This window comes from Paenibacillus sp. FSL K6-2393 (assembly GCF_038002545.1).
Classification (GTDB): Bacteria; Bacillota; Bacilli; order Paenibacillales; family Paenibacillaceae; genus Paenibacillus.
The window spans coordinates 4,536,528-4,563,356 of record NZ_JBBOCU010000001.1 but is presented as its reverse complement, the minus strand read 5'-3'; the positions used below and the strand labels follow the sequence as shown (position 1 = coordinate 4,563,356).

Annotated in this window: 26 protein-coding genes; 23 read left to right on the top strand and 3 right to left on the bottom strand. The window is 47.3% G+C overall.

What is annotated here, in order from left to right:
• The first annotated feature begins 1 nt into the window (after position 1).
• The gene (gene coaD / locus MHI14_RS20120; protein WP_085981453.1) at positions 2–508 is read left to right on the top strand and encodes a pantetheine-phosphate adenylyltransferase; all 507 of its coding nucleotides are present in this window, start codon (positions 2–4) and stop codon (positions 506–508) included.
• Here coaD and MHI14_RS20115 read toward each other — a convergent pair.
• The gene (locus MHI14_RS20115; protein ID WP_249911104.1) at positions 486–1,814 is read right to left on the bottom strand and encodes a nucleoside recognition domain-containing protein; all 1,329 of its coding nucleotides are present in this window, start codon (positions 1,812–1,814) and stop codon (positions 486–488) included. The genes coaD and MHI14_RS20115 overlap by 23 nt on opposite strands.
• Positions 1,815–2,128: 314 nt before the next feature.
• Here MHI14_RS20115 and MHI14_RS20110 point away from each other — a divergent pair, with 314 nt between their 5' ends.
• Entirely contained in the window at positions 2,129–3,169 is a 1,041-nt protein-coding gene (locus MHI14_RS20110) for a SepM family pheromone-processing serine protease (RefSeq protein WP_091031961.1), read from the top strand.
• Between the two features lie 335 nt (positions 3,170–3,504).
• Here the strand turns inward: MHI14_RS20110 and MHI14_RS20105 are convergent, their stop codons facing one another.
• Both MHI14_RS20105 and hmpA read right to left on the bottom strand, forming a co-directional pair.
• Positions 3,505–4,737, bottom strand: a complete 1,233-nt coding sequence (locus tag MHI14_RS20105) for a nucleotidyltransferase (protein WP_091031958.1) — start codon at positions 4,735–4,737, stop codon at positions 3,505–3,507.
• Positions 4,738–5,028: 291 nt separating this feature from the next.
• Positions 5,029–6,264 carry an NO-inducible flavohemoprotein gene (gene hmpA, locus MHI14_RS20100; RefSeq protein WP_341131088.1) on the bottom strand — a complete coding sequence of 412 codons (1,236 nt, stop codon included), beginning with the start codon at positions 6,262–6,264 and terminating at the stop codon, positions 5,029–5,031.
• Between the two features lie 462 nt (positions 6,265–6,726).
• Between hmpA and MHI14_RS20095 the strand changes: the two genes are divergently transcribed.
• The 21 genes from MHI14_RS20095 (at position 6,727) to MHI14_RS19995 (ending at position 26,829) form a co-directional block, all read left to right on the top strand.
• Complete coding sequence (locus MHI14_RS20095) at positions 6,727–7,233, top strand: YceD family protein (protein WP_091031953.1); 507 nt, start codon at positions 6,727–6,729, stop codon at positions 7,231–7,233.
• A gap of 67 nt (positions 7,234–7,300) precedes the next feature.
• On the top strand, positions 7,301–7,474 hold the full coding sequence (rpmF, locus tag MHI14_RS20090; RefSeq protein ID WP_017689233.1) for a 50S ribosomal protein L32: 174 nt from the start codon (positions 7,301–7,303) through the stop codon (positions 7,472–7,474).
• Between the two features lie 372 nt (positions 7,475–7,846).
• Complete coding sequence (gene fapR / locus MHI14_RS20085) at positions 7,847–8,395, top strand: transcription factor FapR (protein WP_047842457.1); 549 nt, start codon at positions 7,847–7,849, stop codon at positions 8,393–8,395.
• A complete protein-coding gene (gene plsX, locus MHI14_RS20080; protein ID WP_017689231.1) occupies positions 8,392–9,387 on the top strand; it encodes a phosphate acyltransferase PlsX in 996 nt (331 codons plus the stop codon). The genes fapR and plsX overlap by 4 nt, the downstream gene beginning before the upstream one ends.
• A gap of 8 nt (positions 9,388–9,395) precedes the next feature.
• Complete coding sequence (locus MHI14_RS20075) at positions 9,396–10,385, top strand: beta-ketoacyl-ACP synthase III (protein ID WP_091034990.1); 990 nt, start codon at positions 9,396–9,398, stop codon at positions 10,383–10,385.
• 25 nt (positions 10,386–10,410) lie between these two features.
• Entirely contained in the window at positions 10,411–11,352 is a 942-nt protein-coding gene (gene fabD / locus MHI14_RS20070; protein WP_341131087.1) for an ACP S-malonyltransferase, read from the top strand.
• A 211-nt stretch (positions 11,353–11,563) separates the two neighbouring features.
• The gene (fabG, locus tag MHI14_RS20065; RefSeq protein WP_017689228.1) at positions 11,564–12,313 is read left to right on the top strand and encodes a 3-oxoacyl-[acyl-carrier-protein] reductase; all 750 of its coding nucleotides are present in this window, start codon (positions 11,564–11,566) and stop codon (positions 12,311–12,313) included.
• A 152-nt stretch (positions 12,314–12,465) separates the two neighbouring features.
• A complete protein-coding gene (gene acpP, locus MHI14_RS20060) occupies positions 12,466–12,699 on the top strand; it encodes an acyl carrier protein (RefSeq protein ID WP_024630176.1) in 234 nt (77 codons plus the stop codon).
• A gap of 177 nt (positions 12,700–12,876) precedes the next feature.
• The gene (fabF, locus tag MHI14_RS20055) at positions 12,877–14,115 is read left to right on the top strand and encodes a beta-ketoacyl-ACP synthase II (protein WP_062833763.1); all 1,239 of its coding nucleotides are present in this window, start codon (positions 12,877–12,879) and stop codon (positions 14,113–14,115) included.
• Between the two features lie 13 nt (positions 14,116–14,128).
• Positions 14,129–14,833, top strand: a complete 705-nt coding sequence (gene rnc, locus MHI14_RS20050) for a ribonuclease III (RefSeq protein ID WP_091031948.1) — start codon at positions 14,129–14,131, stop codon at positions 14,831–14,833.
• A gap of 294 nt (positions 14,834–15,127) precedes the next feature.
• Positions 15,128–18,697: a chromosome segregation protein SMC gene (gene smc / locus MHI14_RS20045; RefSeq protein ID WP_339309125.1), complete on the top strand. Its 3,570-nt coding sequence runs from the start codon at positions 15,128–15,130 to the stop codon at positions 18,695–18,697.
• A gap of 107 nt (positions 18,698–18,804) precedes the next feature.
• A complete protein-coding gene (gene ftsY / locus MHI14_RS20040) occupies positions 18,805–19,818 on the top strand; it encodes a signal recognition particle-docking protein FtsY (RefSeq protein ID WP_091031943.1) in 1,014 nt (337 codons plus the stop codon).
• 144 nt (positions 19,819–19,962) lie between these two features.
• On the top strand, positions 19,963–20,610 hold the full coding sequence (gene trhA / locus MHI14_RS20035; RefSeq protein ID WP_133385935.1) for a PAQR family membrane homeostasis protein TrhA: 648 nt from the start codon (positions 19,963–19,965) through the stop codon (positions 20,608–20,610).
• Between the two features lie 261 nt (positions 20,611–20,871).
• On the top strand, positions 20,872–21,222 hold the full coding sequence (ylxM, locus tag MHI14_RS20030; protein ID WP_017689221.1) for a YlxM family DNA-binding protein: 351 nt from the start codon (positions 20,872–20,874) through the stop codon (positions 21,220–21,222).
• Positions 21,223–21,285: 63 nt separating this feature from the next.
• A complete protein-coding gene (gene ffh, locus MHI14_RS20025; RefSeq protein WP_062833767.1) occupies positions 21,286–22,662 on the top strand; it encodes a signal recognition particle protein in 1,377 nt (458 codons plus the stop codon).
• A gap of 53 nt (positions 22,663–22,715) precedes the next feature.
• Complete coding sequence (gene rpsP / locus MHI14_RS20020) at positions 22,716–22,988, top strand: 30S ribosomal protein S16 (protein WP_017689219.1); 273 nt, start codon at positions 22,716–22,718, stop codon at positions 22,986–22,988.
• Positions 22,989–23,011: 23 nt separating this feature from the next.
• On the top strand, positions 23,012–23,242 hold the full coding sequence (locus MHI14_RS20015; protein ID WP_024630185.1) for a KH domain-containing protein: 231 nt from the start codon (positions 23,012–23,014) through the stop codon (positions 23,240–23,242).
• Between the two features lie 339 nt (positions 23,243–23,581).
• Positions 23,582–24,094 (top strand): ribosome maturation factor RimM, encoded by a 513-nt coding sequence (gene rimM, locus MHI14_RS20010; RefSeq protein ID WP_091031941.1) that lies wholly within the window; start codon positions 23,582–23,584, stop codon positions 24,092–24,094.
• 1 nt (position 24,095) lies between these two features.
• Positions 24,096–24,863: a tRNA (guanosine(37)-N1)-methyltransferase TrmD gene (gene trmD, locus MHI14_RS20005; RefSeq protein WP_133384307.1), complete on the top strand. Its 768-nt coding sequence runs from the start codon at positions 24,096–24,098 to the stop codon at positions 24,861–24,863.
• A 187-nt stretch (positions 24,864–25,050) separates the two neighbouring features.
• Complete coding sequence (locus MHI14_RS20000; RefSeq protein WP_341131086.1) at positions 25,051–25,425, top strand: VOC family protein; 375 nt, start codon at positions 25,051–25,053, stop codon at positions 25,423–25,425.
• Positions 25,426–25,581: 156 nt separating this feature from the next.
• Positions 25,582–26,829, top strand: a complete 1,248-nt coding sequence (locus MHI14_RS19995) for a hypothetical protein (RefSeq protein ID WP_133384309.1) — start codon at positions 25,582–25,584, stop codon at positions 26,827–26,829.

Sequence of the window (26,829 nt, the reverse complement as noted above, 5' to 3'; positions counted from 1 at the left end):
AATGATACACCGACAGGAACGGATCGCCGTATATCCTGGAAGTTTTGATCCCGTAACGATGGGGCATCTGGATATTATCGCCAGAGCGTCAAAGCAATTTGATCGCGTCATTGTGGCTGTGTTGAACAATATGAGCAAAAATCCACTGTTTACGGTGGAGGAACGCAAAGAACTGATTACGGAAGTAACCCGCCATCTACCAAATGTGGAGGTAGACAGTTTCCGCGATCTGACGGCCAATTACGTCCGGCAAAAGGAAGCTCAGGTCATCGTTCGTGGTATACGCTCGGTAACTGATTTTGAATACGAGTTGCAATTGGCATCGACCAACAGCAAGTTGAATCCGGATGCGGAAACGATATTTATGATGACGAATCCGAAGTATTCCTATTTAAGTTCCAGCATCGTCAAAGAAATCGCTCATTATCATGGAGATGTTACAGATCTTGTCTCACCTGAAGTGGAAGCTGCGCTCCGTCAGAAAATCAGCGAGAAAACCGGCGGTTAAACCAGAAGGTAAGACCCGATAGACTAACCATGACTGCAAGAAGTAACACAAGACCCATGCATGCGACAGGGAAGACGCTCCAAACAGTGTTGATTGTGTATGTGTTACCAAGACTATGTATGAATAGCCAATTAAATGGTGTCGAGAGGTCCTGCTCTGCATTCGTTTGTAATGTGGTCCAGACTTCTGTGCTATAACGGCTGAACGGCATCCATAGGAACAGACTGATGAAAAAGGCGATTAATCCATGAGTCAGACGAACTCCCGCAAAGTACAACATCGATTTGCTGCTTGGACCAGTTGTTCTCAGGACAGCAGAGACTTGCAGATGGGAGCATAATCCACCCCATCCCAGAACGGCTGCAAGTAGAGATATGAGCAGCATGGGTGTAAGTGAAGTATGGCTCAAATGATAGGTGCCCAGATGAAGCTCAAAGAAGGCTGGCCACAGTGCAGCAGAGGACCCGGGAGTCAGATATAGGGAGACCAACCGGATAAACACGGCAAAACCGATCATGTATCCACCAGTCATCATCAAGGTCTGTACAGCTTGGGATACGGTGTCACCGAGCAGTTTGCCAAATCCTCTTCCATCACGACGATGGGCTTCTCTGGCTGCAATCATCATATCAGACCATATACTGCGTCGTTTGAACGTTGCGTCGTGGGATGCAGATGAGCGACTTGTGGAACTTGCAGGCTGAGAATCAAGAGAGCTCTTATCTGCTTGTACGGCTGTCGAGCCAACCCTGTCTTTCTGGTTACCCGGTGCAGGCAGGAGACGTGTGGCAAGAATGGCAGCAATCCAGCCGCTGATCCAGTGGACCATGAGTAGAAAATATCCGGCTGCTGGCTGGTGGAGAAAAGCAGCACCAACGACCAGTATGATCATCATTGGATTGGCAAAATGAGATGCCGCCGCAAGGACAACCGCCTGCTTGGCGGTAATTTGTCTATCCTGAAATAAACGGGATACTGCATCTGCTCCTGCGGGGAATCCGCCGCACATGCCAACGGCAATTGCCAGACCTGCGTTGCCTGGAAGCCTAAACCAGCGTTGCATTAACGGTCCGAGCAAGGCGCCGATCGCGTGGGTGAATCCAAACGCAGTGAGCATTTGGGATAACATGAGGAACGGGAGCATGGCAGGGAAGATGATTTTCCACCATATATCCAGACCTTGAATAGAGGCGTCAAACGCTTCTTTGGGGGACGCAACTACCGCAATGACCAACATTAAAGCGCCGGTACTTAGGATTATCGTTCGTAACGGGCCAGAATCTCTAACCTCGCTCTGTAATGTCATCGTTTCACCTCATATCAGATAACGCCGATTTGGCATCTGAATCGTTATGGACGGCCGAATGACGCCCGAAGGGCGGTTCGGCCTTGACCGGACAGGCTATTGTATACAGCGGCCTATCCGGCCTGTACCATTGTATGCACAAGGACCAGAGTGTTAGACTTGAAAAAAATGATTAAACAAGATGAGCTGAGTATCTGCATTATAAGGAGCGTGAATCTAACCGACGAATGGAAGTATTCACAAGGTGGAATTACGATCGCTGATTAGTGTAGAGTTCAGCTTATATAGAGATACAAAGAACGGAGGCTCATGCGATGAATCGGATTCGGAAATCTGGCGGATTCAGAGCTTCGATCTTTGTGATCGTGGTGGCTCTGGTCGTCTATGTTGCCGTGTACATGCCAACGCCGTATATCATATATATGCCTGGCAGTGCAGACGAAGTAAAACCAATGGTAACCGTTAAGGGTGGAGACCAGGAAGAACGCGGTGTGTTCATGATGACGACCGTGTCGGCAACATATGCCAATGTGTTTTTGCTAGGAACCTCTCTGTTCAATAAAAATGCTCAAGTGGATAAAAAGGAAGACCGACTGCGCGGCAAAAGCGAAGCGGAATATTCTGCCGAACAGGTGTGGTTCATGAGTGACTCACAATCCTCCGCAATGGAGGCTGCATATGAGCAGGCTGGTGTGACTTATTCTATTGTACCTGAACATATCTTTGTATTTGGACTGTCCGAAGATCCAAAACCGGAAGGAGATATTGCTCCGGGAGATATCATTCTGGGAGTGAATGGAACAGCTACGCCGGATAATACGGTGCTTTCTGCCCAGTTAAAAGATAAAAAGGTCGGAGATACAGTCGAAATGCAACTGGAACGTGGTGGAGAGACCATTAGCCGGGACGTGAAACTGATTCAGGTAAAAGACAGTAAAACGGGTGAAACCCGCCCGGGACTCGGCGTTATGATCGGTGCGGTTCAGAAGGTGAAAGCTGAAGATCCGGACAAACAGATCTCCTTTACCGATACTCAGGTTGGTGGTCCGTCTGCCGGTTTGATGTTTACGTTGGAGATCTATAACCAGTTAACACCTGGAGATCTGACCAAGGGGCATCGAATTGCGGGTACAGGTACCATTACTAAAGACGGTGTGGTGGGTGCCATTGGTGGTGTAGTGCACAAGATTGTAGCCGCTGACCGGAAAGAAGCGGAGATCTTCTTTGTACCTAAGGATAACTATAAGGAAGCAGCAGCCAAGGCTGAACAGATCGGCACCAAAATGAAACTTGTGCCTGTAAGCACGGTAGATGATGCGCTGGCTTATTTGAAAACCCTGTCCGTGAAATCATAGATTATAATCGGGCGGGAAGAGATGGAGCCAACGTTGAACCGGATGGATAAAGAACGGATGAAATCGGAATAACTGATTACAGTGGAATGAAGTGTGATCAAGAGATTTGAGAAGATCAACAGACTCACTAGACTAAAAGGGATTAAAATAACCAAAAGAATTAAGAGGACAAGAGAAGTGAATAAGGAAATCCCCTTGTTGCGAGGTGCCTGAGCGGCGCGCAGCAAGGGGATTTTTTAATTGTATAGTTGAGTAACGAATAGTGGACATCAATGATCTGTTTGATGATGGAATAAAAAGCTCCATAGAGATGAAGCCTTATGGTCAAAAGCGGATTACAGTCTCACCGGAGACTCATAATAATCACTGAACATCTTGCGTGTGTCCCTATGCTCGCAAGCGAGCCCATACGCAACCTGAGCTTGTATATCCAATTCCAGCTGGTTGTGTGTGAACGTCGACGGTTTCAGCACAACAGGAAGCGATGCGGTTTTCTTCATTTGTTTAAGCAGGCTCTGCCCTTGAGCATTAAATCCAAGGACTCGGAGATATCCGGGTCCGGCAGCCAATTGCTCTGGTGAACACTCGGCTTTGGTGTGATTCAGGAGCAGGTGGGCGAGCATACGCTGGAGTTTGGTGCGTGTGTATCGTTTGGTCTTCAGTGCATTCAGGAGTGCTTCGACTGAAGGCTCCGGGAGCTGAGCGAGTGCGCGGCTCAGCCGGTGTTCCAGGCCTTCCGTGACTTCGGCGATGCGTTCCAGCTCGGAGGCACGGCGGGTAGCCGCTAGGTGCAACAGCGGCTGCGCAAAGCGCTCCCAGTGTATGGGAGCGCGCCCTTCCTGCCATTCGCGATGCAGAATGGCAAGGGTTGCCGCCGGCACGTATGGCGCGGCGGCGTTGGGACCGTCCGCCATCAGCAGGCGGCGGACGGCTGTTGCACTGGCGATCGCCCCCGGCCCGGGCGTCGCCTCATGATACGCGGCACCGGTACGCGCCGCCGTAAAGGGCTGGATCGCGCTGCCAAGTCGTTGCAGCGCGATCAGGTAGTGCAGCCCAAGCGAATTGTTGGGCTGCTCCAGCAGTGCAGCGGCGTCGTGAGCATCGACGCCGCCGGGCGCCAGCGCCGCCGCCGCGCCTGCGTACGCGGCGGGGTAGCTGGCGCCTTCCCGCAGGCGGCGCGCGATGTCCTCGCGCATCCCTGCGGGCTCCACAGCCAGCACGCGCGCAATGCGCTGCAGGCTGTCCAGGTCGCCGGACTCGCTGCCAAAGCAGAGCGAGTCCACAATGCCGGTGCGGTGCAGCAGCGATACCGCACCGAAGGCGAACCACTCTGCCGGTTGGACCGCGTACGCAACCGGCAGTTCAAGCACGAGATCGGCGCCTGCGTGCAGCGCCATCTCGGTGCGTGCCCTTTTACCCACGATGGCGGGTTCGCCACGCTGGAGAAAAGGGCCGCTCATGACTGCAACAACGGCGTCTGCGCCGCTTAGCCGCCGAGCTTCTTGCAAATGATAAACATGTCCATTGTGCAAGGGGTTATATTCAACAATGACGCCTACGGCTTTCATGATTAGACTTACTCCTTTCGATTGGATAACCGAGTATGTATAACATCCATTCCATCATAGGGGATGTCATGTATTAGATCAAATCATGCACCAATTCAGACAAGAAAAAGGCACAAATCCAACATCAACGGATGTCAGAATGTGCCTGTAAATCTATTGTATATTACACATTTTCGATATATGGAGAACGACCTCTTCATCTTAATAAATCATCATAATAGGACACTTACCCATACACTTATATACATTAGGAAGAAGTTAGGCTAATCACATCTCACAATCTCAGAACGTTTAGACACTCTCCGGCACGGGAGAAAGACTTGCTTTAGGCCCGAAAAATTCATAATGAATATTGTCCGCTGCAACACCAAGCGCCTGAAGTTCCGTATACACTGCCCGCATGAACGAAACGGGTCCGCACAGATAATAGGTGGCATCCAGTTCATCAATCACTTGGCGAAGCCAGACCGCATCCATATAACCTTCCTTATGAAAATACTCATTTTCATGATCAGAATCCTCAGGTTGAGTATAACAATAATAAGCTTTAACGCCCTGATTACGTTTGGCCAGACTGTTCACATGATCACGGAACGCGTGCGATTGACCATTGGGACTTGCATGCAAAAATGTAATGGTACGATTCTCATTCAAGTTAACCAGCGTATTTAACATGCTGATCATGGGCGTCAGACCGACACCGCCACTCAGGAGAACAACAGGTCGTTTATCGTCTGCATTCAGCGTGAAGTCGCCAGCAGGAGCGGATAGCTCCACCAGACTGCCTTCTTCAATGTGATCGTGGAGATACGTGGATATAACTCCGTCAGGGCGCTCTAATACACCTCGCTCACGCTTAACGGAAATGCGATAGTAAGGTTTACCCGGGGTATCTGAAAGGCTATACTGACGAATCTGGGTAAATGACTGTGCCTCTGGCTGGATTTTGATACTGATGTATTGTCCCGGTTCATAGGTGGCGATAGGCTGACCATCGTCTGGAACGAGGTAAAAGGACGTGATGATTTCACTTTCCTGCACTTTCTTGGCAACCTTGAAGGTACGAAATCCTTCCCAGCCACCCGTCTGGTTTACCGCTTCCGTGTACATGTCCTGCTCGATCCCGATAAAGGCGTCTGCAATGACATTATAGGCTTCGCCCCACGCGGTGATAATCTCATCCGTTGCCGCGTCTCCGAGTACATCTTTGATGGCTCGAAGCAGATAGGTGCCGACAATCGCATATTGCTCGGGAACGATACCCAGGCTGCGATGTTTATGTGCAACTTGCCGGACGGCAGGCAGGATGGAGGACAGATTATCGATATGCAGGGCAGCGGTGTATACCATATTGGCGAGGGCCGCTTGCTGCCGTCCCTGTTTCTGATTTGCGTGATTAAAAATATTTAGCAGTTCCGGATGAGCTGTAAACATCGTTTCATAGAAATGGCGTGTGATCGCTTCACCGTGAACTTCAAGTACAGGGACTGTAGATTTAATGACTCTAATGGTGTTCTCACTTAACATACATTTTCCCTCCCGATATGATATGAAATAGTTGGATAATAAATCGGTCATGGAGCTGATCGTGCTTTGGTTTATAGCAAGTATAGATAGGGGGCAAGCGGGTCTGTGTGATATAGATCACACTAAACGTTAACGAAATGTGACCGCTGTTTGCAAGGAACTACAACTAAAATGACGACTTGTGATTTATCTTGAAGTGAGTCTATAATAGACCAGATGGAGTAAACGGTTCTGAGCCATTGGTTTTAAAAAGGGTGTAAAGTTAAAAGTGTTGACAAACGTCTTGAAAAATCGGTATAATGATTTTTGTTTGTTAAGTCAATTTCATAATACTTTTAACGATGAATCGTCAGAATACATACAGTCAGGATATATTGCTTTACAAAAGCAGGCTTGACCTGTATAACTGTCGTGATACGTTTGACATGAATTATGAAATTGGTTTCGTTTGGAGTGATGGAAATGTTAATGCCATTTCGCAAAGTGGCTACCAGTGATGGCCCCCTGAAGTTTAACGAACAGTGGGATATCAAGGAACTGGTTTCTAACCGACAAGATATCACAGCCGTTACCCCGCTGACTGCGGACTTATCTGCAGAATTCAGAGAAGGTGACGTTGTGGATGTTCATGGCAAGCTGACCATAGGAGTGGACATGTTGTGCTCCCGTTGTCTTAAGCCGATCAATGAACATTTTCATATTGATTTTCATGAGCAATTCAAGCAGGGAAAACAGCCAGAGGAATTACACGAAGACGATGATACGCTCTATGTGGATGGAGATAGCGTTGATCTGAAGGGTTATGCCGAGGAAGCTTTTCTGCTGGATCTTCCGTTTATACCGCTATGTAGCGATACATGCAAAGGGTTATGCCCCAAGTGTGGCCATGAGCTGAACGAAGGTGACTGCGGTTGTGATAACCAGGTTATCGATCCGCGGCTTGCAGGGCTCAAGGATTTTTTTAAATGAGCATGATTGAAAATCGAACATTTTAAGACTACCTGCAAAGGTTGATTTTGATAAGGAGGTGGGAATAATGGCAGTACCTCAACGGAGAACGTCCAAGACGCGTCGCGACAAACGTCGCACTCACTTTAAATTGGCTGTACCGGGCATGGTGAAATGTGAACAATGTGGCGAACTTAAACTTAGTCACCACGTGTGCAAAGTGTGCGGAACGTACAAAGCAAGAGAGATCATCTCTCAATAATAGTTGGACATTAAGTAGCACTTCATTTCGATGAGGTGCTACTTTTTTTGGATTAGAGAGTGTAGGTAGAGTGAGCTAACTAGCATGAAATCCTTGCTCCACAAGGGTGAATTGTTTTTGTTAGGCCAGTCTTTCTTTTTGACACGGGATGAGATATACTATAGTTTAGTACCAGGTTCTAAGATTTGACGTTACATATAGATGAACCATAATCCGTTTGAGAACGACCCTGGTGACCAGGGATGCAACTATAGAAGCAACACGAAAGAATGGTTGAACTGGCCGGACGGGACGGTTCCGTAAACGATACAGCGGGGGGTGTCAGGCATCGAACGTGTACCGAAGAGACAGAGGCAACAGCAGTTAACCAAAATGATAGAAGAGAACCCGTTTGTGACGGATCAGGAACTTACACGCCAATTGAAGGTAAGTATTCAGACGATTCGTCTTGACAGGCTGGAACTTGGAATACCCGAACTTCGGGAGCGGATGAAACTGATGGCAGAGCTCTCGTATGATCAGGTACGCTCGTTGCCCTTGCATGAGATTATCGGTGATATTGTGGATCTACAACTGGACAAAAGCGGGATTTCCCTGTTTGAGATTAAGGAAGAACACGTGTTTTCCAGAACAGGCATTGCACGTGGACACTATGTCTTTGCACAGGCTAACTCCTTGGCTGTAGCGATTATTAATGACGAGATCGCGTTGACTGCATCAGCAGACATTCGCTTTGTCCGTTCGGTTCATTTGGGAGAGAAATGTATTGCAAAGGCTTATGTGAGATCGATTCCGGGTCAAAAGGGCAAAGCCAAAGTGGAAGTATTCACTTATGTAGGTGAAGAAATGGTGTTTCAAGGCAACTTTGTAATCTACCATTCAGGTGGAGAAGACAGCGGAGAAGGAGGTCATTTGGAATGAAAATCGTCATTGATGCCATGGGAGGCGACAATGCACCTGCATCAACGGTAGAAGGTGCAATTGCCGCAGCCACGGAATGGGCGGATACACAGATCGTCCTGATCGGCGATGAAGCCAAGCTGGAGCCTCTTTTGAGTCAGTCAGGTGTGAGACCTGCCAATCTTACGGTCCGGCATGCTTCCGAAGTTATTGGTTCGGATGATGAACCTGTCAAAGCAGTGCGTCGCAAGAAGGATGCCTCCATGGTGGTCGCAGGCCGCATGCTGAAAGAGGGCGAAGCGGACGCGATGATCTCGGCGGGCAATACCGGAGCGCTGATGACAGCGGGTTTGCTTGTTGTAGGTCGCATGGAAGGCATTGAACGTCCGGCGCTTGCGCCTATGATTCCAACGATTGATGATGTAGGTGTGCTTGCGCTGGATCTGGGAGCGAATATGGATGCCAAACCGGAGCACCTTGCACAATATGGCCTGATGGGCAGTTTGTATCGGCAAAAAGTACAGGGCATTGAGTCCCCACGAGTGGGCTTGCTCAATGTAGGAACAGAGCCAGGCAAGGGAAATGAGTTAACCAAACATGCATATCCTTTACTGGAACAACTCCCAATTCGGTTTGTCGGTAATGTTGAGGCACGTGATGTGCTGACTGGTGCTTGTGATGTGCTTGTATGTGACGGTTTTGCAGGGAATATACTGCTGAAGTCGCTGGAAGGCACAGCAGGTGCCATTTTCGCCTTGCTTAAGGAACAATTTTCATCTTCTCTCAAAAGTAAACTGGCTGCAGCTGTACTAATGCCTGAGCTGCGTGGGTTGAAACGAAAGCTGGATTATACGGAGCATGGCGGAGCGCCGCTCCTTGGTTTGAGCAGACTGGTTGTGAAAAGTCATGGATCTGCTGATGGCAATGCCATCAAAAATGCTGTGCGCCAAGCTCGGATTGCAGTGCAGAATCAGCTGGTAGAGAGTATATCTAAGGAAATTAGCGGGAAGTGAGTGACGATATGAATAATTTGCGCCCAGTAGGGGTTATTGGTACAGGGAAATATGTGCCTGAGAAAATTTTGACAAATAGCGATCTGGAGAAAATGGTCGATACCAATGACGAGTGGATCGTCAGTCGTACTGGAATTAAAGAGCGTCACATCGCTGCACCCGATCAGGCAACTTCTGATCTGGCATATGAAGCGGCTATTAAAGCCCTTGAATCTGCAGGCATGACAGGCAGTGATCTTGATCTGATTATTGTTGCAACCATTACTCCGGATTCTTCTTTCCCATCGACAGCCTGCATCTTGCAGGACAAATTGGGTGCAAAAGGTGCCGCGGCATTTGATCTGTCGGCTGCTTGTTCCGGATTTGTATACGGTTTGGCTAGTGCTACGAGCTTCATCCAAAGCGGTATGTACAACAATGCACTTGTTATTGGTGCGGACTGTTTGTCTCGCATTACGGATTATACAGACCGTAACACATGTGTCCTCTTTGGTGATGGAGCAGGCGCGGTAGTTGTTGGTGAAGTTCCCGAAGGTCGCGGCTTCAAAGCATTCGATCTCGGTGCCGAAGGTGCTGGCGGTAGTCTTCTTCAGATGGAAGGCGGCGGTTCCCGTCTGCCTGCTTCCGCAGAGACCGTTGAAAATAAAAAACATTACATCTACATGAACGGTCGTGAAGTGTTCAAGTTTGCGGTACGTGTCATGGGGACGGCTACCATTGAGGTATTACGCAAGGCTGGTATGGAGCGTACGGATGTGGATCTGTTTGTTCCTCACCAAGCGAATATTCGGATTATCCAATCTGCGATGCAACGACTTGAACTTCCTGAAGAAAAGGTTGTAGTCAACGTGGATAAGTATGCAAACACATCTGCTGCTTCCATCCCGCTTGCTCTGGTAGAAGCTGCGGAGGAAGGTCGTATGAAAGCAGGAGATACCGTTCTGATGGTTGGATTCGGTGGCGGTTTGACATGGGGAGCATCGGTACTCGTTTGGTAAAATAGACATCTGGGAGATGAATGAGATGGGTAAAATAGCATTTGTATTTCCCGGACAGGGATCACAGGCTGTAGGCATGGCCAAGGACGCGTATGAGTCCGTGCCTGCGGCAACCGAGATTTTTCGCACAGCAGATGAAACATTGGGTTTCTCGCTGAGCAACCTTGTATTTGAAGGACCGGAGACCGAGTTGAAACAGACATCAAATACACAACCGGCTCTGTTGACAGCAAGTATTGCCTTGCTTGAAGCTTTCAAAGAAAAAGGAATTCAGCCTGATTATACGGCTGGACACAGTCTGGGAGAATACAGTGCACTGGTGGCAGCGGGCGTTCTTTCGTTTGCTGACGCAGTGGGCACTGTGCGGGCACGTGGTCAGTATATGGAACAGGCAGTACCGGGTGGACAAGGAGCGATGGCTGCTGTGTTGGGTGCGGATCGGGAAGCGCTGGGGGTGCTTTGCCGTGACGTATCTGAAAGTGGTCATGCGGTTGAACTTGCCAACATGAATTGTCCGGGACAAATCGTCATTTCTGGTGTGAAGGAAGGCGTAGCTGCTGTCGCAGAACGAGTGAAAGAAGCGGGTGGTAAACGCGCTATTACACTTGAAGTAAGCGGTCCGTTCCACTCTTCATTGATGAAAGGTGCAGCTGAGAAGCTGGCAGAGAAACTGAAAACCGTCACGTTCTCACCGGCAGCGGTCCCTGTAGTCGCTAATGTGACTGCAAGACCTGCAGAGGATGGACAGGTTCAGGATTTGTTGACAGCTCAGGTCTATTCTCCTGTATTATGGGAAGACAGTGTGACATGGCTTATTGAGCAAGGCGTGGATACGTTCATCGAGATTGGATCTGGCAGTGTATTGACCGGTTTGATTAAAAAAACAGATAAAACCGTAAAACTGTACAATGTGAACAGTCTTGAAACGCTCGAAGCAACGGCAAGTGAATTAGAAGGAATTATATGAGTTAAACTAAACTTTTTACACGAGAACGGAGAGGACAGAAAAAACCTGAAGAAGCGGAGTGTTCGCCTTTATCACCGGATTTTCCCTTTAGAAAAGGGAATCAAAAAAATCTGGGGATAACAGCGATCGGAAGGTTATTCTGTCATCGGAGTGGCAAGTGTAAACATTCTTTGGTTGAACTGATATAGATTTGGGGAAAGGAGGAATGATTATGTCTAAACCATTAGAAGGTAAAAATGCACTCGTTACCGGGGCATCCCGGGGCATTGGGCGCAGTATTGCACTGGCACTTGCAGAAGCTGGAGCGAACGTAGCCGTGAATTATGCGGGTAGCCAAGCGGCAGCTGAGGAAGTAGCGGAAGCGATTCGTGCCAAAGGAGTCAAGGCGATTACACTTCAAGCCAATGTTGGCCTGATGGATGAAGCTGAACAAATGGTCAAAGCTACACTCGAAGCATGGGGAAACGTTGATATTCTGGTGAACAATGCTGGAATTACCCGTGATAATCTGATCATGCGTATGAAAGAGGAAGAATTCGATCAGGTTATTGAAACCAATCTCAAAGGTGTGTTTAACTGCCTTAAGGCGGTTACACGTCCAATGATGAAACAACGGTCGGGAAGAATTATCAATATCTCCTCGGTTGTAGGTGTGCTCGGTAATGCTGGACAAGCGAACTATGTTGCTGCCAAAGCAGGAGTCATTGGCCTGACAAAGGCATCTGCTCGTGAACTGGCTTCTCGTGGAATCACAGTTAACTGTGTTGCACCAGGTTTCATTGAGACAGATATGACAAAAGAGTTGTCCCAGGAGCTGGTGGACGGTATGCTAAGTGGTATTCCGTTGTCCCGTTTGGGTCAGCCGGATGAAATCGCTGGTGTAGTCACTTTCCTGGCTTCACAGGCTTCATCTTATATGACAGGGCAGACGCTGCATGTTGATGGTGGCATGTACATGTAATTCTTCCCGGACTTGAACAATAGTCGGGGAACAGGCGCTGGACGATCCGAAATGCCGGAAAAAGGCCGGGTTCCCCGGCCGGGAGCCGCATATGTCTTCTATGGCATTTTGCCTGCGATTCTCGTATAATACCAAAGAAGGAGGTGAACCGGATGTCCGATGTATTGGAGCGTGTAAAACGCATCGTCGTCGACCGCTTGGGCGCAGACGAAGCTGAAGTTACACTTGAAGCATCTTTCAAAGAAGATTTGGGTGCTGATTCTTTGGATGTAGTGGAATTGGTCATGGAATTGGAAGATGAATTTGATTTGGAAATCTCTGATGAAGATGCAGAAAAAATCACGACCGTAGGTGAAGTTGTAAACTACATACAATCTCATACCTAAAGTCATTTTTAGTCCCGCACATGTTTTCGAACAGGCGGGACTTCTCATCATTCATTGGTTTTTCTCATTCCGCAAGCAGCTCTACTCAAACAGGCCTATCTTGGTTGAATAGATGTCTGTTTGCGGATATTCCCACAAAATACTTGCGTAATGCAGTCGATATAGAGGTGACTCGGTTTGAAACAAAGAGTAGTAATTACCGGAATGGGCGTAATGACATCGCTCGGAAAAGATTTGGAAACGTTCTGGGGCAGTTTAATGGCAGGAAAGTCCGGAATTTCTCAGATTGAGGCGTTTGATGTTAGTGAATACACGACACAGATTGCAGCCGAGATCAAGGATTTCAACCCGGAAGAATATATGGATCGCAAGGATGCTCGCAAAATGGACCGTTTTGTACAGTTCGCTGTGGCAGCAGGTTTCAAAGCCGTTGAAGACAGTGGTCTGAAAATTAACGAGAATATTGATGCAGAGCGTTTCGGTGTATCCATCGGATCAGGTATTGGTGGATTGGGTACTTGGGAGGACCAACATAATGCATTGTTGCAAAAAGGTCCAAAACGGGTAAGCCCATTCTTTATTCCCATGATGATCTCCAACATGGCTTCAGGCCAAATGTCTATTTCCCTTGGTGCCAAAGGTCCTAACATTAACGTTGTTACCGCTTGTGCAACAGGTACACACTCCATCGGAGATTCCTTTAAGCTGATTGCCAATGGTGATGCAGATGCCATGATCTGTGGTGGTGCGGAAGCAACAATCAGACCAACGGGTCTTGCAGGGTTCTGTGCGATGCGCGCAATGTCTACACGTAATGATGATCCTGCGAAGTCAAGCCGTCCTTTTGATACAGAACGTGATGGTTTTGTTATGGGCGAAGGCGCTGGTGTTCTGATTCTGGAATCCCTGGAGCATGCTCAAAAACGTGGTGCACGCATTTATGGTGAAGTGATCGGTTACGGTCTGACAGGTGATGCACATCACATGACAGAACCAGATCCGGACGGAGCAGCACGTTGCATGAAGATGGCACTTCGTAATGCGGGTATTGAGCCTGAAGAAGTGGACTACATTAATGCACACGGAACTTCGACGCCTGTAGGCGACAGATCCGAAACGCTTGCGATCAAAAAGGCGTTTGGTGATCATGCGTACAAGCTCGCCGTGAGTTCCACTAAATCCATGACGGGTCACATGCTTGGCGCTGCTGGTGGTGTAGAAGCGGTCATCTGCGGATTGTCCCTGACACATCAGACACTGGCTCCAACGATTAACCTGGAAAATCAGGACCCGGAATGTGATCTGGATTATGTACCAAATGTTCCACGTCAAACCAAAGTTAATATTGCCATGTCCAATTCATTTGGATTCGGCGGTCACAATGCCACCATTATTCTCAAAAAATTTGAAGCATAAGGGGCTAGTTCGTTTGAGTGAAGATCTGAAGCAGTTACAACATAAACTTCAAATCAAATTTGACAACAGGCAGCTTTTAAAACAAGCGTTTACCCATGCTTCCTATGTAAACGAACACCGGTTCAGTCAGCATCAGGACAACGAGCGCCTGGAGTTTCTGGGCGATGCCGTGCTGGAACTGACTGTATCGGAGTACTTGTATCATTTGTATCCTAACCGTCCGGAAGGTGAATTAACTAAGCTGCGGGCATCCATTGTCTGTGAGCCTTCCCTCGTCAAATTTGCTGAAGCGTTGGGTTTTGGGCAGTATGTACTTCTTGGTAAAGGTGAGGAACTAACTGGAGGACGGACACGGCCGGCTCTGCTGGCAGATGTGTTTGAATCTTTCATTGGTGCATTGTATCTGGATCAGGGGCTTGCGCCTGTCCGGGCATTTCTCGACCAGCATGTCTTCCCATTAATCGTATTGGGCAGCAAGCTGCAAATGAGTGATTACAAAACGGAACTGCAGGAACTTACTCAGCATCACAATATGGGAGCTTTGGAATACCGTATCGTTGAGGAACGGGGACCTGCCCATGAACGTGAGTTTGTCTCGGAGGTCCATATGGGTCAAGAACGGCTTGGCAGAGGTACAGGACGTTCCAAAAAGGAAGCGGAGCAACAGGCTGCATCTGCAGCACTTGATCGACTGAAGCTTCCGGAAGCCGGAGCTTAACCGATAGCGCATAGACAAACGAAGAGCAAAGAGCAGCCCGCGGGTCCGCCCCGGCGGAAGTAATCGGCCGGACTGCTTTTTGCTCTTTTTTTTGTAAAGAGGTTCAGGCGGAGTTTGCCTGATCGTTAACTAATAAGTTGAACCGTATTTTACACAAAACGAAGAGTGCAGAACCAATCGCAATCGGAGGATGGTATTGCAATTGGAGTGATCATGTGTAATGCAATGGTTCAATTTATTTAGGCGCTGGAATGCAATACTTGAAATTTGCAAGAGGAGGTGACGAGAAACCCTATGTTTTTAAAACGGATTGAATTGGGTGGATTCAAGTCATTCGCCGACAAAACGGAGATGGAGTTCGTTCGTGGCATTACGGCTGTTGTAGGTCCGAACGGAAGTGGCAAGAGTAATATATCAGACGGAATTCGCTGGGTTCTGGGGGAACAAAGTGCCAAGTCGCTGCGTGGTGGCAAAATGGAAGATATCATCTTTGCAGGCAGTGACGCACGGAAGGCCGTTAATTTCGGTGAGGTGTCGCTAACACTTGATAACGAGGATCATGCACTTGCATTGGATTTCGGTGAGGTGACGGTGACTCGTCGTGTACATCGCAGCGGAGATAGTGAATATTTTATTAACAAGCAATCTTGTCGTTTGAAGGATATCACAGAGTTGTTTATGGATACCGGCATCGGTAAGGAAGCCTACTCGATTATTGGACAGGGGCGAATCGAAGAGATTCTGAGTACCCGTTCAGAAGATCGCAGAGGCATCTTTGAAGAAGCTTCAGGTATCGTTAAATATAAATCCCGCAAGCGGGATGCGACGCGCAAACTGGATGAGACAGAGCAGAATTTGCTGCGTATTCATGACCTGGTGACTGAACTCGAAGATCAGATTGGACCGCTAAAAGAACAATCAGAGAAAGCGATCCACTATAAGGAACTTCGTTCTCAGCTCAAATCACAGGAAATTTCCATGTATGTGTACCAGATCGAACAGATTCATGCGTCCTGGAGTAAGGCGAACGAGCGCCTGCAATCGCTAAAACACGAAGAGGTTGGACTCGCAGCGATTGTCTCTACGCATGATGCCAAGCTGGAAAATGATCGGAATGCGCTGCGTATCCTAGAAACAGAGACAGAGCAACTGCAAGCCGCTTTATTGCAATTCAGTGAAGCGACAGAGAAAAGTGAAGGGCTTGGAGAATTGCTCAAGGAGCGCTCCCACCATCTGCAAACAAATCAGGAGCAGCTCAAAGTAACACTTGCTGCCAGTGAAGAGAGACATTCCGAACGGGAAACCGAGCTGCTTGCACTGCGTGAGAAGTTTGGCAAACTTGAGCATGAACTGAATGATGTGAGAAATCAGTTGTCCCAGGAAGAAGCCAAACTCATCGGTGTTACAGGTGGCATTAGTCAGCAGCAAGAGGAAAGCCTCAAAGGCAACTTGCTGGAACTGATGAATCAGATGGCTCAGACACGCAATGAAATTCGTTATGTGGATCAGCAGAAAGAAACGCTGGAGCGCAGAATGAATCGCGCGGCTGAAGAATCAGGCAAATGGGAAGAGCAGAAAGAGACACTGGAAAGTCGCAAAGCGGACATCGAGAAAAAAGTTGTTCGCTTGGGCAAAGAAATCAGTGATCTACGTGGTGGTTACATTACGGAAAGTGAACGACTCCAGTCGCTGCAGAAGCTGCTCGAAGAAAGTCGGGGCACAGTTCGTAAATGGGAACAGAAGCGTGAAGCTCAGGTCTCCCGCCGCGATACGATGAAAGAGATGCAGGATGATTTTGACGGATTCATGTTGGGTGTCAAGGAGGTTCTCAAGGCTTCGCGTAAGGGCACGCTTACCGGTGTTCATGGAGCTGTGGCTGAACTCGTTAAAGTTCCCGAAAAGATCGAGCTTGCGGTAGAGACAGCAATGGGAGCATCCTTGCAACATGTGGTCATGGAAAATGAATCAGTTTCCAGACAGGCAATCGCTTTCCTTAAGCAACGTCAATTGGGCCGTGCAACGTTCCTGCCTCTGGATGTCATTCGCCCACGTGCCATTGGCGCGGCTGAACGTTCCATGATTGAAGGCATGGAGGGCTTTGTGGGGATCGGTGCTGATCTCGTACAATTCGAATCCAAGTATGCTTCGATCATTGGCAGTCTGTTAGGTAATGTTATTATTGCTGAAACGCTGGAGGTCGCGAACAAAATTGCGGCTCGCTGCCAGTATCGTTTCCGGGTTGTGACGCTTGAAGGTGACGTGGTCAATGCGGGTGGTTCCATGACGGGTGGTAGCCAGCACAAGAAAAATGTGAGTCTGCTCAGCCGGAAACGGCAGCTGGACCAGCTCGACCAGGATATTTTGGATACCGAAAATCAGATCGTGAAACTGCATCGCAGTGTGGATGATGTAAAAGTTCAACTGGAGCAGTGTCAGGACAAACTGGATGAACTTCGTCAGTCCGGTGACGATACCCGAAATGCAGAACAGCAGGCTTCGATGGAAATGAAGCAGGTAGAGCATGAGCTTCGCCACGTGCTTGAACAGGTGGCCGTTGCCGGGCAGGAGAAGAGCGGGTTTACCGAAGAGATCAAAGAGCTGGATACGGCTCGCATCGTTGCTGTGAAGAAGCTGGAGCAGCTTGAAGAGGAAGAAAAAGCGACTCATCGTGCCATTCATGCAGCTGAGTTTGCCCGAAAAGCCAATGAATCCGCGAAGGAAGAATTGCAGAGCCAACTCACCGAACTGAAAGTACGCGAAGGCAAGCTCGATCAGGAGCGATTCTCCAATGGGGAACAATTGCGGCGTCTGGAGCGGGAAGTAGAGTCGCTGGTCAAAGATCTGCGTCAGAATCGCACGTTGCTAGCTTCGATGGAAGCAGATCTCAAGAAAACACAAACCGAGAGTGTCAAACAGATTGAAGATCTGAACCAGTACAAGCTGAAAAAAGCGGAAGCTTCCCAGGAGCTGGACTTCAAACGTGCTGCCCGAAGTGAGTTGTCGAAAAAGCTTGAGCTTGCCGAGAGCGAAACGAAGGAACAGCGTACGCAGTTAAAAGCAGTGGAAGAGCAGATGCGACAAACAGAAATTTCCGTGAACCGGTTGGATGTTGAGCTGGAAAATATACTGCGAAAGCTGACGGATGAATACGAACTGGGCTATGAACTGGCCAAAGAGCGTTATCCTGTGCCGGAAGACGTAGAGCATACACAGGCAGAGGTACAAAAGCTGAAGCGCAGTATATCCGCCCTGGGTGATGTTAACCTGGGAGCGATTGAGGAGTTCCAGCGGGTCAATGAGCGATACGAGTTCCTGAGTGAACAGAAGAATGACCTGGTGGAAGCCAAAACAACGTTGTATCAGGTTATTCGGGAAATGGAAGACGAGATGGCGAAGCGATTCAAGATCACGTTTGATGCAATCCGCCGTGAGTTCGGTACCGTGTTTACCAAGCTGTTTGGCGGGGGACGTGCTGACCTTGTTCTGATGGACCCGGAGCGTTTGCTTGAAACGGGAATAGATATTGTGGCTCAGCCACCAGGCAAGAAACTGCAAAACCTGCAACTGTTATCCGGTGGGGAGCGGGCTTTGACGGCGATGGCTTTGTTATTTGCTATTCTGCATGTCAAACCTGTACCATTCTGCGTGCTGGATGAAGTAGAGGCAGCGCTGGACGAAGCTAACGTGGTACGTTTTGCCCAGTACTTGCGTGAATTCTCTGAACAGACACAGTTCATCGTTGTTACCCATCGTAAAGGTACGATGGAAGAGGCTGATGTGCTGTACGGTGTTACGATGGAAGAGGGCGGAGTATCCAAGCTTGTTTCGGTTAAACTGGAAGATGAGGAAGCAGTAATTGCCTGATCTGATCCAAACCTGCGGATAAATGAACTCATTGTAATTATTGAAAATCATTCAGATTGAGCATTTTTGCAAAAGCGCTTAGATTATGTACACGATGGAGGGGCTTTATGAGTTTTTTTAAAAAGCTGAGAGACAGCATTGCAAGCAAAACGGAGTCGGTCACCAAACAGTTCAAGGATGGATTGGAAAAGACACGTAAAGGGTTAGTGGAAAAAGTGTCGGATCTCGTTATCCGCCGCAAAAAAATCGATGAAGAGTTCTATGAAGAACTGGAAGAGATTTTGATCGGAGCAGACGTTGGCGTGAATACAGTCATGAATCTGATCGAAGACCTGCGCGTTGAGGTGAAAAAACGCAAAATCGAGGACGCGGCTGAGCTGCAGCCTGTACTGTCTGAGAAACTGACGGATCTTCTTCGCGGTGAACAGAATAATGAATTGAAAATGAATCCGGATGGCATTACCGTTATTTTGTTCGTTGGTGTTAACGGTGTTGGTAAAACAACAACGATTGGCAAGCTGGCACATCGATTTAAACAGCAAGGTAAAAAAGTCATCATGGCAGCTGGAGATACGTTCCGTGCCGGAGCCATTGAACAACTGGAAGTATGGGGACAACGTGCCGGCGTCGATGTGATCAAACAGCAATCTGGTTCTGATCCAGCAGCGGTTATGTATGATGCGGTGCAGGCAGCGAAACAACGGGGTGCGGATGTTCTCCTCTGTGATACAGCAGGTCGTCTGCAAAACAAATCGAACCTGATGGACGAGCTTAACAAGATCTATCGTGTCATTCAGCGTGAAATTCCGGATGCTCCGCATGAAGTACTGATGGTACTGGATGCAACAACAGGTCAAAATGCCTTAAATCAGGCTAAACTTTTTGGTGAGAAAAGCGGTGTAACTGGCCTCGTACTGACGAAACTGGATGGAACAGCCAAAGGGGGGATCGTTGTTGCGATCCGTCAGGAGCTGGACTTGCCTGTGAAGCTCGTAGGACTGGGTGAGAAGATTGATGATCTGCAGCCGTTTGATTCGGAGCAATTTGTGCATGCTTTGTTCGCCGGATTGATCCAGGAACAGCCAGCGGAAAGTGCTGAAGAAGAGGAAGCTAATTCCTAGAATCCTTAATAATAGGTTGAATTAATAATGTTAACCGTATTGCCAGTGATATACGTGATAAGTGTCACGTGTAATGTCACTGGCAATACGTGTATAATGGGAATAAAGAAGGCAATGTTAAAGGGTTAGAAAGGACAGTTGAAAATGGCCAATACGTATACCTATTCTCGCCGTGAAGAAGTCGCCAATGCGGTGACACATGGAATCGGCGCTGCACTCAGTGTAGCTGCACTGGTGATATTGATTGTATTTTCAAGTATGAAAGGCACGGCTTGGCATGTGGTCAGTTTCACGATCTACGGGATCACCATGCTGCTGCTCTATACAAGCTCTACACTCGTTCATGCATGGAAAGATGGAAAAGTGAAAGATTTATTTGAGATTTTCGACCATTCTTCCATTTATTTGTTTATTGCGGGATCGTACACTCCGCTTTTATTTATTGCTGTTCGCGGTACACTTGGATGGACTCTGTTCGGTATAATCTGGGGTATCGCATTATTCGGCGTGATCTTTAAGGCGTTTTTTACGAAAAAGTTTCTATTCATGTCCACGATTTTCTATATTGCGATGGGCTGGCTCATCGTTATTGCCTGGCAACCTCTTATGGCTACCATTCCTACAGGCGGCATTGTGCTGCTGGTTGCTGGAGGCCTGATGTATACACTGGGTACGCTCTTTTATGTATGGCGTGGATTTCCGTACCACCATGCGATTTGGCATCTCTTTGTGTTAGCAGGCAGTATTCTTCATTTCTTTATGGTACTGCTGTATCTGACACCACTTCGCTAGAACACCATAAACGGATGCATCTCCACGGACTGAGACGCATTCGTTTTTTCTTCTACATAGAGGTGGATCGCAGAGATACAGACAGGATTTGCTTGTAGCGAAAAGGGTATAAACCACCCGTTAAACATCGAAATAACATATCATCAGAGCTGTTTTTATTGTGACAAGTATTTTTGCTTGACAACCTGATTTGTTTTAGGTATTATTAGGAACGTTGCAAGAGTGTAAAGTGTTTTTCCTTGACGAAGGGAGTGCCCCGATGTGAGTCAAGAAAATCGGCTTGAGAAGACAAACCGGATTAACTTGCTGTTTGCTTTTTATGAATTGTTACTTACCGAGAAACAGCAGACTTTTCTAAAGTATTACTTTCATGACGATTTCTCACTTGGTGAAATTGCAGCCGAGTTTGAGATCAGCCGCCAGGCGGTATACGAGCATATCAAGCGTGCCGAACAAGTGCTGGAAAATTACGAAAGCAAGCTGGGCTTGCTGGAAAAGCATGAACGGCGTAATCGCAATCTTGAAGATTTGCAAAATGCATTGGAACGCGCAGGCGTCTCCATTGATAACAACAAACAAATACACGATATCGTTGCTCAGCTTAGCGAATGAAATATTGGCTGAGCGGAACGTATCGGTCTTGAAAACAGTATTAAAGCTTAAGGAGGTGGGATCATGGCATTTGAAGGATTAACGACCCGATTACAGAATGTGTTCAGCAAGCTGCGCGGCAAAGGCAAGGTGTCTGATGAAGATGTTGCCGAGGCTATGCGCGAGGTACGTCTGGCATTGCTCGAAGCGGATGTAAACTTCAAAGTGGTCAAGGAATTCATCGCCAAGGTGAAAGAGAAGGCTGTTGGCAAAGAAGTGATGGAGAGCTTCACGCCAGGAATGGTCATCATCGACATCGTTAACAAGGAACTGACGGATTTGATGGGTGGAAGCCAAGCAAAACTGGCTAAAGCGAACAAACCGCCTACGGTGCTGATGATGGTTGGTTTGCAGGGTGCTGGTAAAACAACCACATCGGGTAAACTGGCTAAAATGCTGCAAAAGCAAAACAGCAGACCATTGCTTGTTGCAGGAGATATTTATCGTCCGGCAGCGATAAAACAGTTGCAAGTACTTGGCGAGCAGATCAAAGCGCCGGTATTCACACTGGGAGATCAGACAAGCCCTGTTGAGATCGCACGTCAAGGTCTTCAACATGCCAAAGATAACGGTAATGACTATGTTATTATCGATACAGCTGGACGTCTGCATGTTGATGAAGAACTGATGGAAGAACTTCGCCAGATTCACAGCGTAGTGAATCCGGATGAAGTACTGCTTGTCGTAGACAGTATGACAGGTCAAGATGCGGTTAACGTAGCAGAACACTTTAATCAGCAGCTTAATCTGACCGGGGTTGTACTGACAAAGCTGGATGGAGATACTCGTGGTGGTGCTGCGCTTTCCGTCAAAGCAGTTACGGGTTGTCCAATCAAGTTTGCTTCCCTTGGAGAGAAACTTGACGCTTTGGAGCCTTTCCACCCAGAACGTATGGCTTCACGGATCCTCGGTATGGGTGATATGTTATCTCTGATTGAGAAAGCACAATTAAACATTGATACCGATAAAGCCAAGGAAATGGAACGGAAGATGCGTAATGCAGAATTCACGTTTGAAGATTTCCTGGAGCAGATGGATCAAGTGAAAAAGCTGGGACCAATCGACCAGATCATGGATATGATTCCCGGCATGGGCAAGATGAAACAAGCCAAGGACCTGAAGGTTGATGATAAACAGATGGGCCGGATCGAAGCGATCGTTTACTCAATGACGACCGAGGAGAAACGTAACCCGGACATGATCAACCATAGCCGCCGGAAGCGTATTGCTACCGGAAGTGGAACATCTCTGGCTGAAGTAAATCGTCTGATCAAACAATTTGATGAGATGCGCCGCATGATGAAACAGTTCTCGGATATGATGGGACCTAAAGGCGGCAAAAATAAAGCGATGAAGCAGCTTAAAGGTATGGGTAAAGGAATGAAGTTTCCTTTCCGTTGATTTAAGCGAAGCTGGATCATATACAGATTTCATTGAAGGAGGTGAATTTTCAAATGGCAGTTCGTATTCGTCTGAAACGTATGGGTGCTCACAAAGCTCCTTTCTACCGCGTAGTGGTATCGGATTCCCGTTCCCCACGTGACGGTCGTTTTATCGAGGAGATCGGTTACTACAACCCGGTTGAACAACCGGCTGTTGTTAAGATCGATGAAGATAAAGCATTGGCATGGCTTCAAAACGGTGCACAAGCATCTGACACTGTCCGCAACTTGCTTAGCAAAGCGGGCGTGATGAAGAAGTTCCACGAGTCTAAATTATCTAAATAAAGTGCTGATTCGGAGGGTCATCTATGGAAGAATTAGTAAGCATAATTGCTAAGGCTTTAGTCGATCATCCGGAAGATGTGGCGGTTCGGACGGTTGAGAAAGACCGGCTTGTCGTTTATGAGTTAACCGTTCATCCTGACGATGTCGGGAAGGTGATTGGTAAACAGGGACGAATCGCGAAGTCACTTCGTACGGTCGTCACATCAGCAGCAGTTAAGATGGATAAACGGGTTACCGTTGATATCATATCTTAAAGATATACGAAAGGGGGTTAGGATGCATGTCCTAGCCCCTTTTCGTGCATGCTGAACTTAATAAGTTGGATTAGATATTGAATTAAAATATTTTGGGGTATGAGTGACTTCGGAGCAGTGCAGGGGACGGGATCGATTCTGGAGAAGCGTTAGCGTTCGCCTTAAAGCTTTCTGAAAGAAAGCTACATCGGAAGCATACGCAATCACCTCATTTTCACCTTTTAAATTAAGTTCGAAAAATGAGGGGGTAACAGCCAGCGAAAGAACGAACTGTCGCCGGAACGACCGTACGAGAGTCGAAGTAGCTGTTTAGTTTGATTTAATTTCGTAGGAGGAAATATGGCAGAGTTTATGAATGTAGGTAAAATCGTTAATACGCATGGAATTCGCGGTGAGGTGAGAATCATGCCTTTAACTGATTTCCCGGAAGTGCGTTTTGCGAAAAATGCAGAGTTGTTTTTCTTTACACCAGATAATCATCCAGTCATGGTTAACGTGGAATCTTCACGTTTGCATAAAAATATGTATATTCTTCGTCTGAAAGAGTACGGCAACATTAATGAAGTAGAAAAGTTTAAAGGCGGCATGGCCAAAGTGTTAAAAGAGAACCTGGCTGAGCTGGACGAAGGTGAATACTACTTCCATCAAATCGTTGGGTGTTCGGTCATCACCGAAGAGGGTGAAACGCTCGGAACGATCTCTGAAATACTGACTCCTGGTGCCAATGATGTATGGGTTGTCAAAACGCCAGCTGGTAAAGAAGTGCTGATTCCCGTTATTGATGATGTAGTACTTGATGTGGACATCGAACAGAAGCAAGTGAAGATTCACCTGATGGAAGGGCTGCTGTAACATGAAAGTGGATGTATTAACGCTATTCCCGGAGATGTTTGATGGTGTGTTCGGAGCAAGCATTCTGGGCAAAGCTCAAACGAAGGGGCTCGTATCCCTTGGTGCAACCAACTTCCGAAATTATGCGACCAATAAACATAATACAGTAGATGATGCCCCTTATGGCGGAGGCGGAGGTATGGTGCTGAAACCAGATCCGATCTTTGCTGCTGTAGAAGATGTTCTGGAGCAACGCGGAGAAGCCTCGGCAACGATGAAAGCTCCACGTATCATTCTAATGTGTCCGCAAGGTGAGACGTTTACACAGAAAAAAGCAGAAGAACTTGTGCAGGAAGATCATCTGATTTTTATATGTGGACATTATGAAGGTTACGATGAGCGTATTCGCGAATTTCTCGTGACGGATGAACTATCCATTGGTGATTACGTACTCACGGGTGGGGAGTTACCTGCTATGGTTGCGATCGACAGCATCGTACGTCTTATACCCGGAGTGCTTGGCAATGAGACAAGTGCGGTGACGGATTCATTCAGTACTGGACTCCTCGAATATCCACACTACACACGTCCACCCGAGTTTAGGGGCATGAAAGTACCGGATATGCTGTTGTCGGGACATCACCTTAACATTGAGGCATGGCGCAGAGAACAGTCGTTGCTTCGTACGCTGGAGCGCAGACCGGAGATGTTGGAAACGGCCGATTTGACGGATAAAGAGCGAGTTTGGCTGAAAAAGATACGCTCAAACCGTGAAAATAGCACAGAGTAAGTATTTGTATCGTATAAACACGTAAATATTATTTTCCAGAGTTCGAAAGGGCCAACCTTGATACTACAGGTTGGCTTTTTTTGTGTACATTGAAAAGAGAACTGGATTTTCATTAGTCTATTCTATAAAATACAAGTATAATTAATGGAACTAAGTTTCATTAAATGAAACGAAAGGCGGTGTGAGAATGACTTACAATATTATTGGTCTTGATCATATTCAGCTCGCAGCACCAGAAGGTTGTGAAGCGGAGGCACGTCATTTTTTCAATAACGTGTTAGGCTGGACGGAGATTCCCAAACCTGAAATTCTGAGAAAACGGGGTGGTGTATGGTTCGAGTGTGGCAGACACCAAGTGCATATTGGGGTACAAAAAGATTTTATTCCCGCTACAAAAGCTCATCCGGCATTTCATGTACAACAATTGGATCAGTTACGTGATCATCTCATTCATAACCAAATTCATATTGTCGATGACGAAGCAAGAGCAGATGAAGGTGTACGACGATTCTATATAAATGATCCTTTTGGCAATCGTCTTGAGTTTTTAGAGTGGGTTTAAAACCATTCATTTAAGTCGTTTAATTACGTAGGCACTTTTTTGCAGCTTTGAACTTTTTTGCATGATTCTAAATAGGGGTGTAAAAGAAAGGGATTTTCTTTATGGTGAACTCAGCTGGAACTGAATAATAAAGGTAGATAGCTGAGGAGGAAGGTTATGAATCATCAGCCTTATGAAATCGCCAGAGTAGATATTAGCGAAGGCGGAGAACGCTGCAAAATGCTTTTGGGAGATCTGAATGGGGATGGCAGACTTGAAATGTTGCTGGTACAGGCAGATGGGGGTATAGACGATCGGTATGTCCCGCATCAGGTATGTTGTTTGACTGCGTTTGATCTGGAAGGAACATTACTATGGCAGGTTGGAACTCCTGATCCCGATGCAGGTGGTCCGGGTTCAGACTATCCCGCTCAGATCGCAGATTGGGATGGAGATGGAAATAATGAAGTATTGTGTGTCATGGACAAACAATTTCTCGTGTTGGATGGCCGGACCGGAGAGATCAAAGAAACACGTGATCTGCCAGATGATGAAGCACATGACTGCATTATTCTCGCCAACCTGACGGGTAATCAGCAGAGAATGGACATTATACTGAAAGACCGCTATAAGACGTTATGGGCACTTGACCATGATTTCAATTTGTTATGGAAGCATGAGGGGAATCCAGGACATTTTCCATGGGTATATGATATCGATGGAGATGGGAAAGATGAAGTGATGGCCGGATATGACATGCTGGATCATGATGGGACTTTATTATGGTCTTGTCATAATCTCGAGGATCATGCTGACTGTATATGGTTTGGAGACGTTGACGGTGATGGGGAAGTTGAGGTTGTTATCGGTGGCAGTGTCACGGTCATGATGGACCGCTATGGTAATGAGAAGTGGCGTTATGAAGATTCGATTGAATCACAGCATATTGCATTGGGTCATTTTTGTACTGGAATGGAAGGTTTACAGATTGCAGGCCTGGACCGGATTGTCCGAGGGGATGAGCATGGTAAGGATGGAATGTTCATGCTGGATAGTGCAGGGAAAGAAATTTGGAAAGAAAATCGCACGACTCGTGGCTGGTTAACCATTATAGAGCCTGTATGTAACTGGGATGAGGGTGGACTCGATTATATTTTGGCATATCGCCGAGGTGGAGATGTGTTGCCTTCTTTGATAGATGGAGATATGAAAACGGTTACTGAATTCCCGAAAGAGGGATATGCGGTACATGCAGACCTGGTTCAGACGGGGAAAGAACAGATCATTATCTATGACGCAGAGGAAGCAGTGATTTATTCCAGCTCTCCGATGACATTATCACTTACCGATGCAAAAAGAGCCAAGCCACAGCTCAAAAGGCTGTATAACTCGACTCTGTATCCGGGCGGTGAAGTTAAAGTCTAG

Excerpts from the sequence above, each read along its gene's own strand:
- MHI14_RS20095 (WP_091031953.1), top strand. The coding sequence starts at position 6,727 with ATGTTAATGCCATTTCGCAAAGTGGCTACCAGTGATGGCCCCCTGAAG.
- rimM (WP_091031941.1), top strand. The coding sequence starts at position 23,582 with ATGGCAGAGTTTATGAATGTAGGTAAAATCGTTAATACGCATGGAATT.
- coaD (WP_085981453.1), top strand. The coding sequence starts at position 2 with ATGATACACCGACAGGAACGGATCGCCGTATATCCTGGAAGTTTTGAT.
- plsX (WP_017689231.1), top strand. The coding sequence starts at position 8,392 with ATGAAAATCGTCATTGATGCCATGGGAGGCGACAATGCACCTGCATCA.
- ffh (WP_062833767.1), top strand. The coding sequence starts at position 21,286 with ATGGCATTTGAAGGATTAACGACCCGATTACAGAATGTGTTCAGCAAG.
- rpsP (WP_017689219.1), top strand. The coding sequence starts at position 22,716 with ATGGCAGTTCGTATTCGTCTGAAACGTATGGGTGCTCACAAAGCTCCT.
- MHI14_RS20075 (WP_091034990.1), top strand. The coding sequence starts at position 9,396 with ATGAATAATTTGCGCCCAGTAGGGGTTATTGGTACAGGGAAATATGTG.
- trhA (WP_133385935.1), top strand. The coding sequence starts at position 19,963 with ATGGCCAATACGTATACCTATTCTCGCCGTGAAGAAGTCGCCAATGCG.
- MHI14_RS19995 (WP_133384309.1), top strand. The coding sequence starts at position 25,582 with ATGAATCATCAGCCTTATGAAATCGCCAGAGTAGATATTAGCGAAGGC.
- acpP (WP_024630176.1), top strand. The coding sequence starts at position 12,466 with ATGTCCGATGTATTGGAGCGTGTAAAACGCATCGTCGTCGACCGCTTG.
- trmD (WP_133384307.1), top strand. The coding sequence starts at position 24,096 with ATGAAAGTGGATGTATTAACGCTATTCCCGGAGATGTTTGATGGTGTG.
- MHI14_RS20000 (WP_341131086.1), top strand. The coding sequence starts at position 25,051 with ATGACTTACAATATTATTGGTCTTGATCATATTCAGCTCGCAGCACCA.
- fabD (WP_341131087.1), top strand. The coding sequence starts at position 10,411 with ATGGGTAAAATAGCATTTGTATTTCCCGGACAGGGATCACAGGCTGTA.
- fapR (WP_047842457.1), top strand. The coding sequence starts at position 7,847 with ATGATAGAAGAGAACCCGTTTGTGACGGATCAGGAACTTACACGCCAA.
- rpmF (WP_017689233.1), top strand. The coding sequence starts at position 7,301 with ATGGCAGTACCTCAACGGAGAACGTCCAAGACGCGTCGCGACAAACGT.
- hmpA (WP_341131088.1), bottom strand. The coding sequence starts at position 6,264 with ATGTTAAGTGAGAACACCATTAGAGTCATTAAATCTACAGTCCCTGTA.
- ftsY (WP_091031943.1), top strand. The coding sequence starts at position 18,805 with ATGAGTTTTTTTAAAAAGCTGAGAGACAGCATTGCAAGCAAAACGGAG.
- MHI14_RS20110 (WP_091031961.1), top strand. The coding sequence starts at position 2,129 with ATGAATCGGATTCGGAAATCTGGCGGATTCAGAGCTTCGATCTTTGTG.
- MHI14_RS20015 (WP_024630185.1), top strand. The coding sequence starts at position 23,012 with ATGGAAGAATTAGTAAGCATAATTGCTAAGGCTTTAGTCGATCATCCG.
- smc (WP_339309125.1), top strand. The coding sequence starts at position 15,128 with ATGTTTTTAAAACGGATTGAATTGGGTGGATTCAAGTCATTCGCCGAC.
- fabG (WP_017689228.1), top strand. The coding sequence starts at position 11,564 with ATGTCTAAACCATTAGAAGGTAAAAATGCACTCGTTACCGGGGCATCC.
- MHI14_RS20115 (WP_249911104.1), bottom strand. The coding sequence starts at position 1,814 with ATGACATTACAGAGCGAGGTTAGAGATTCTGGCCCGTTACGAACGATA.
- MHI14_RS20105 (WP_091031958.1), bottom strand. The coding sequence starts at position 4,737 with ATGAAAGCCGTAGGCGTCATTGTTGAATATAACCCCTTGCACAATGGA.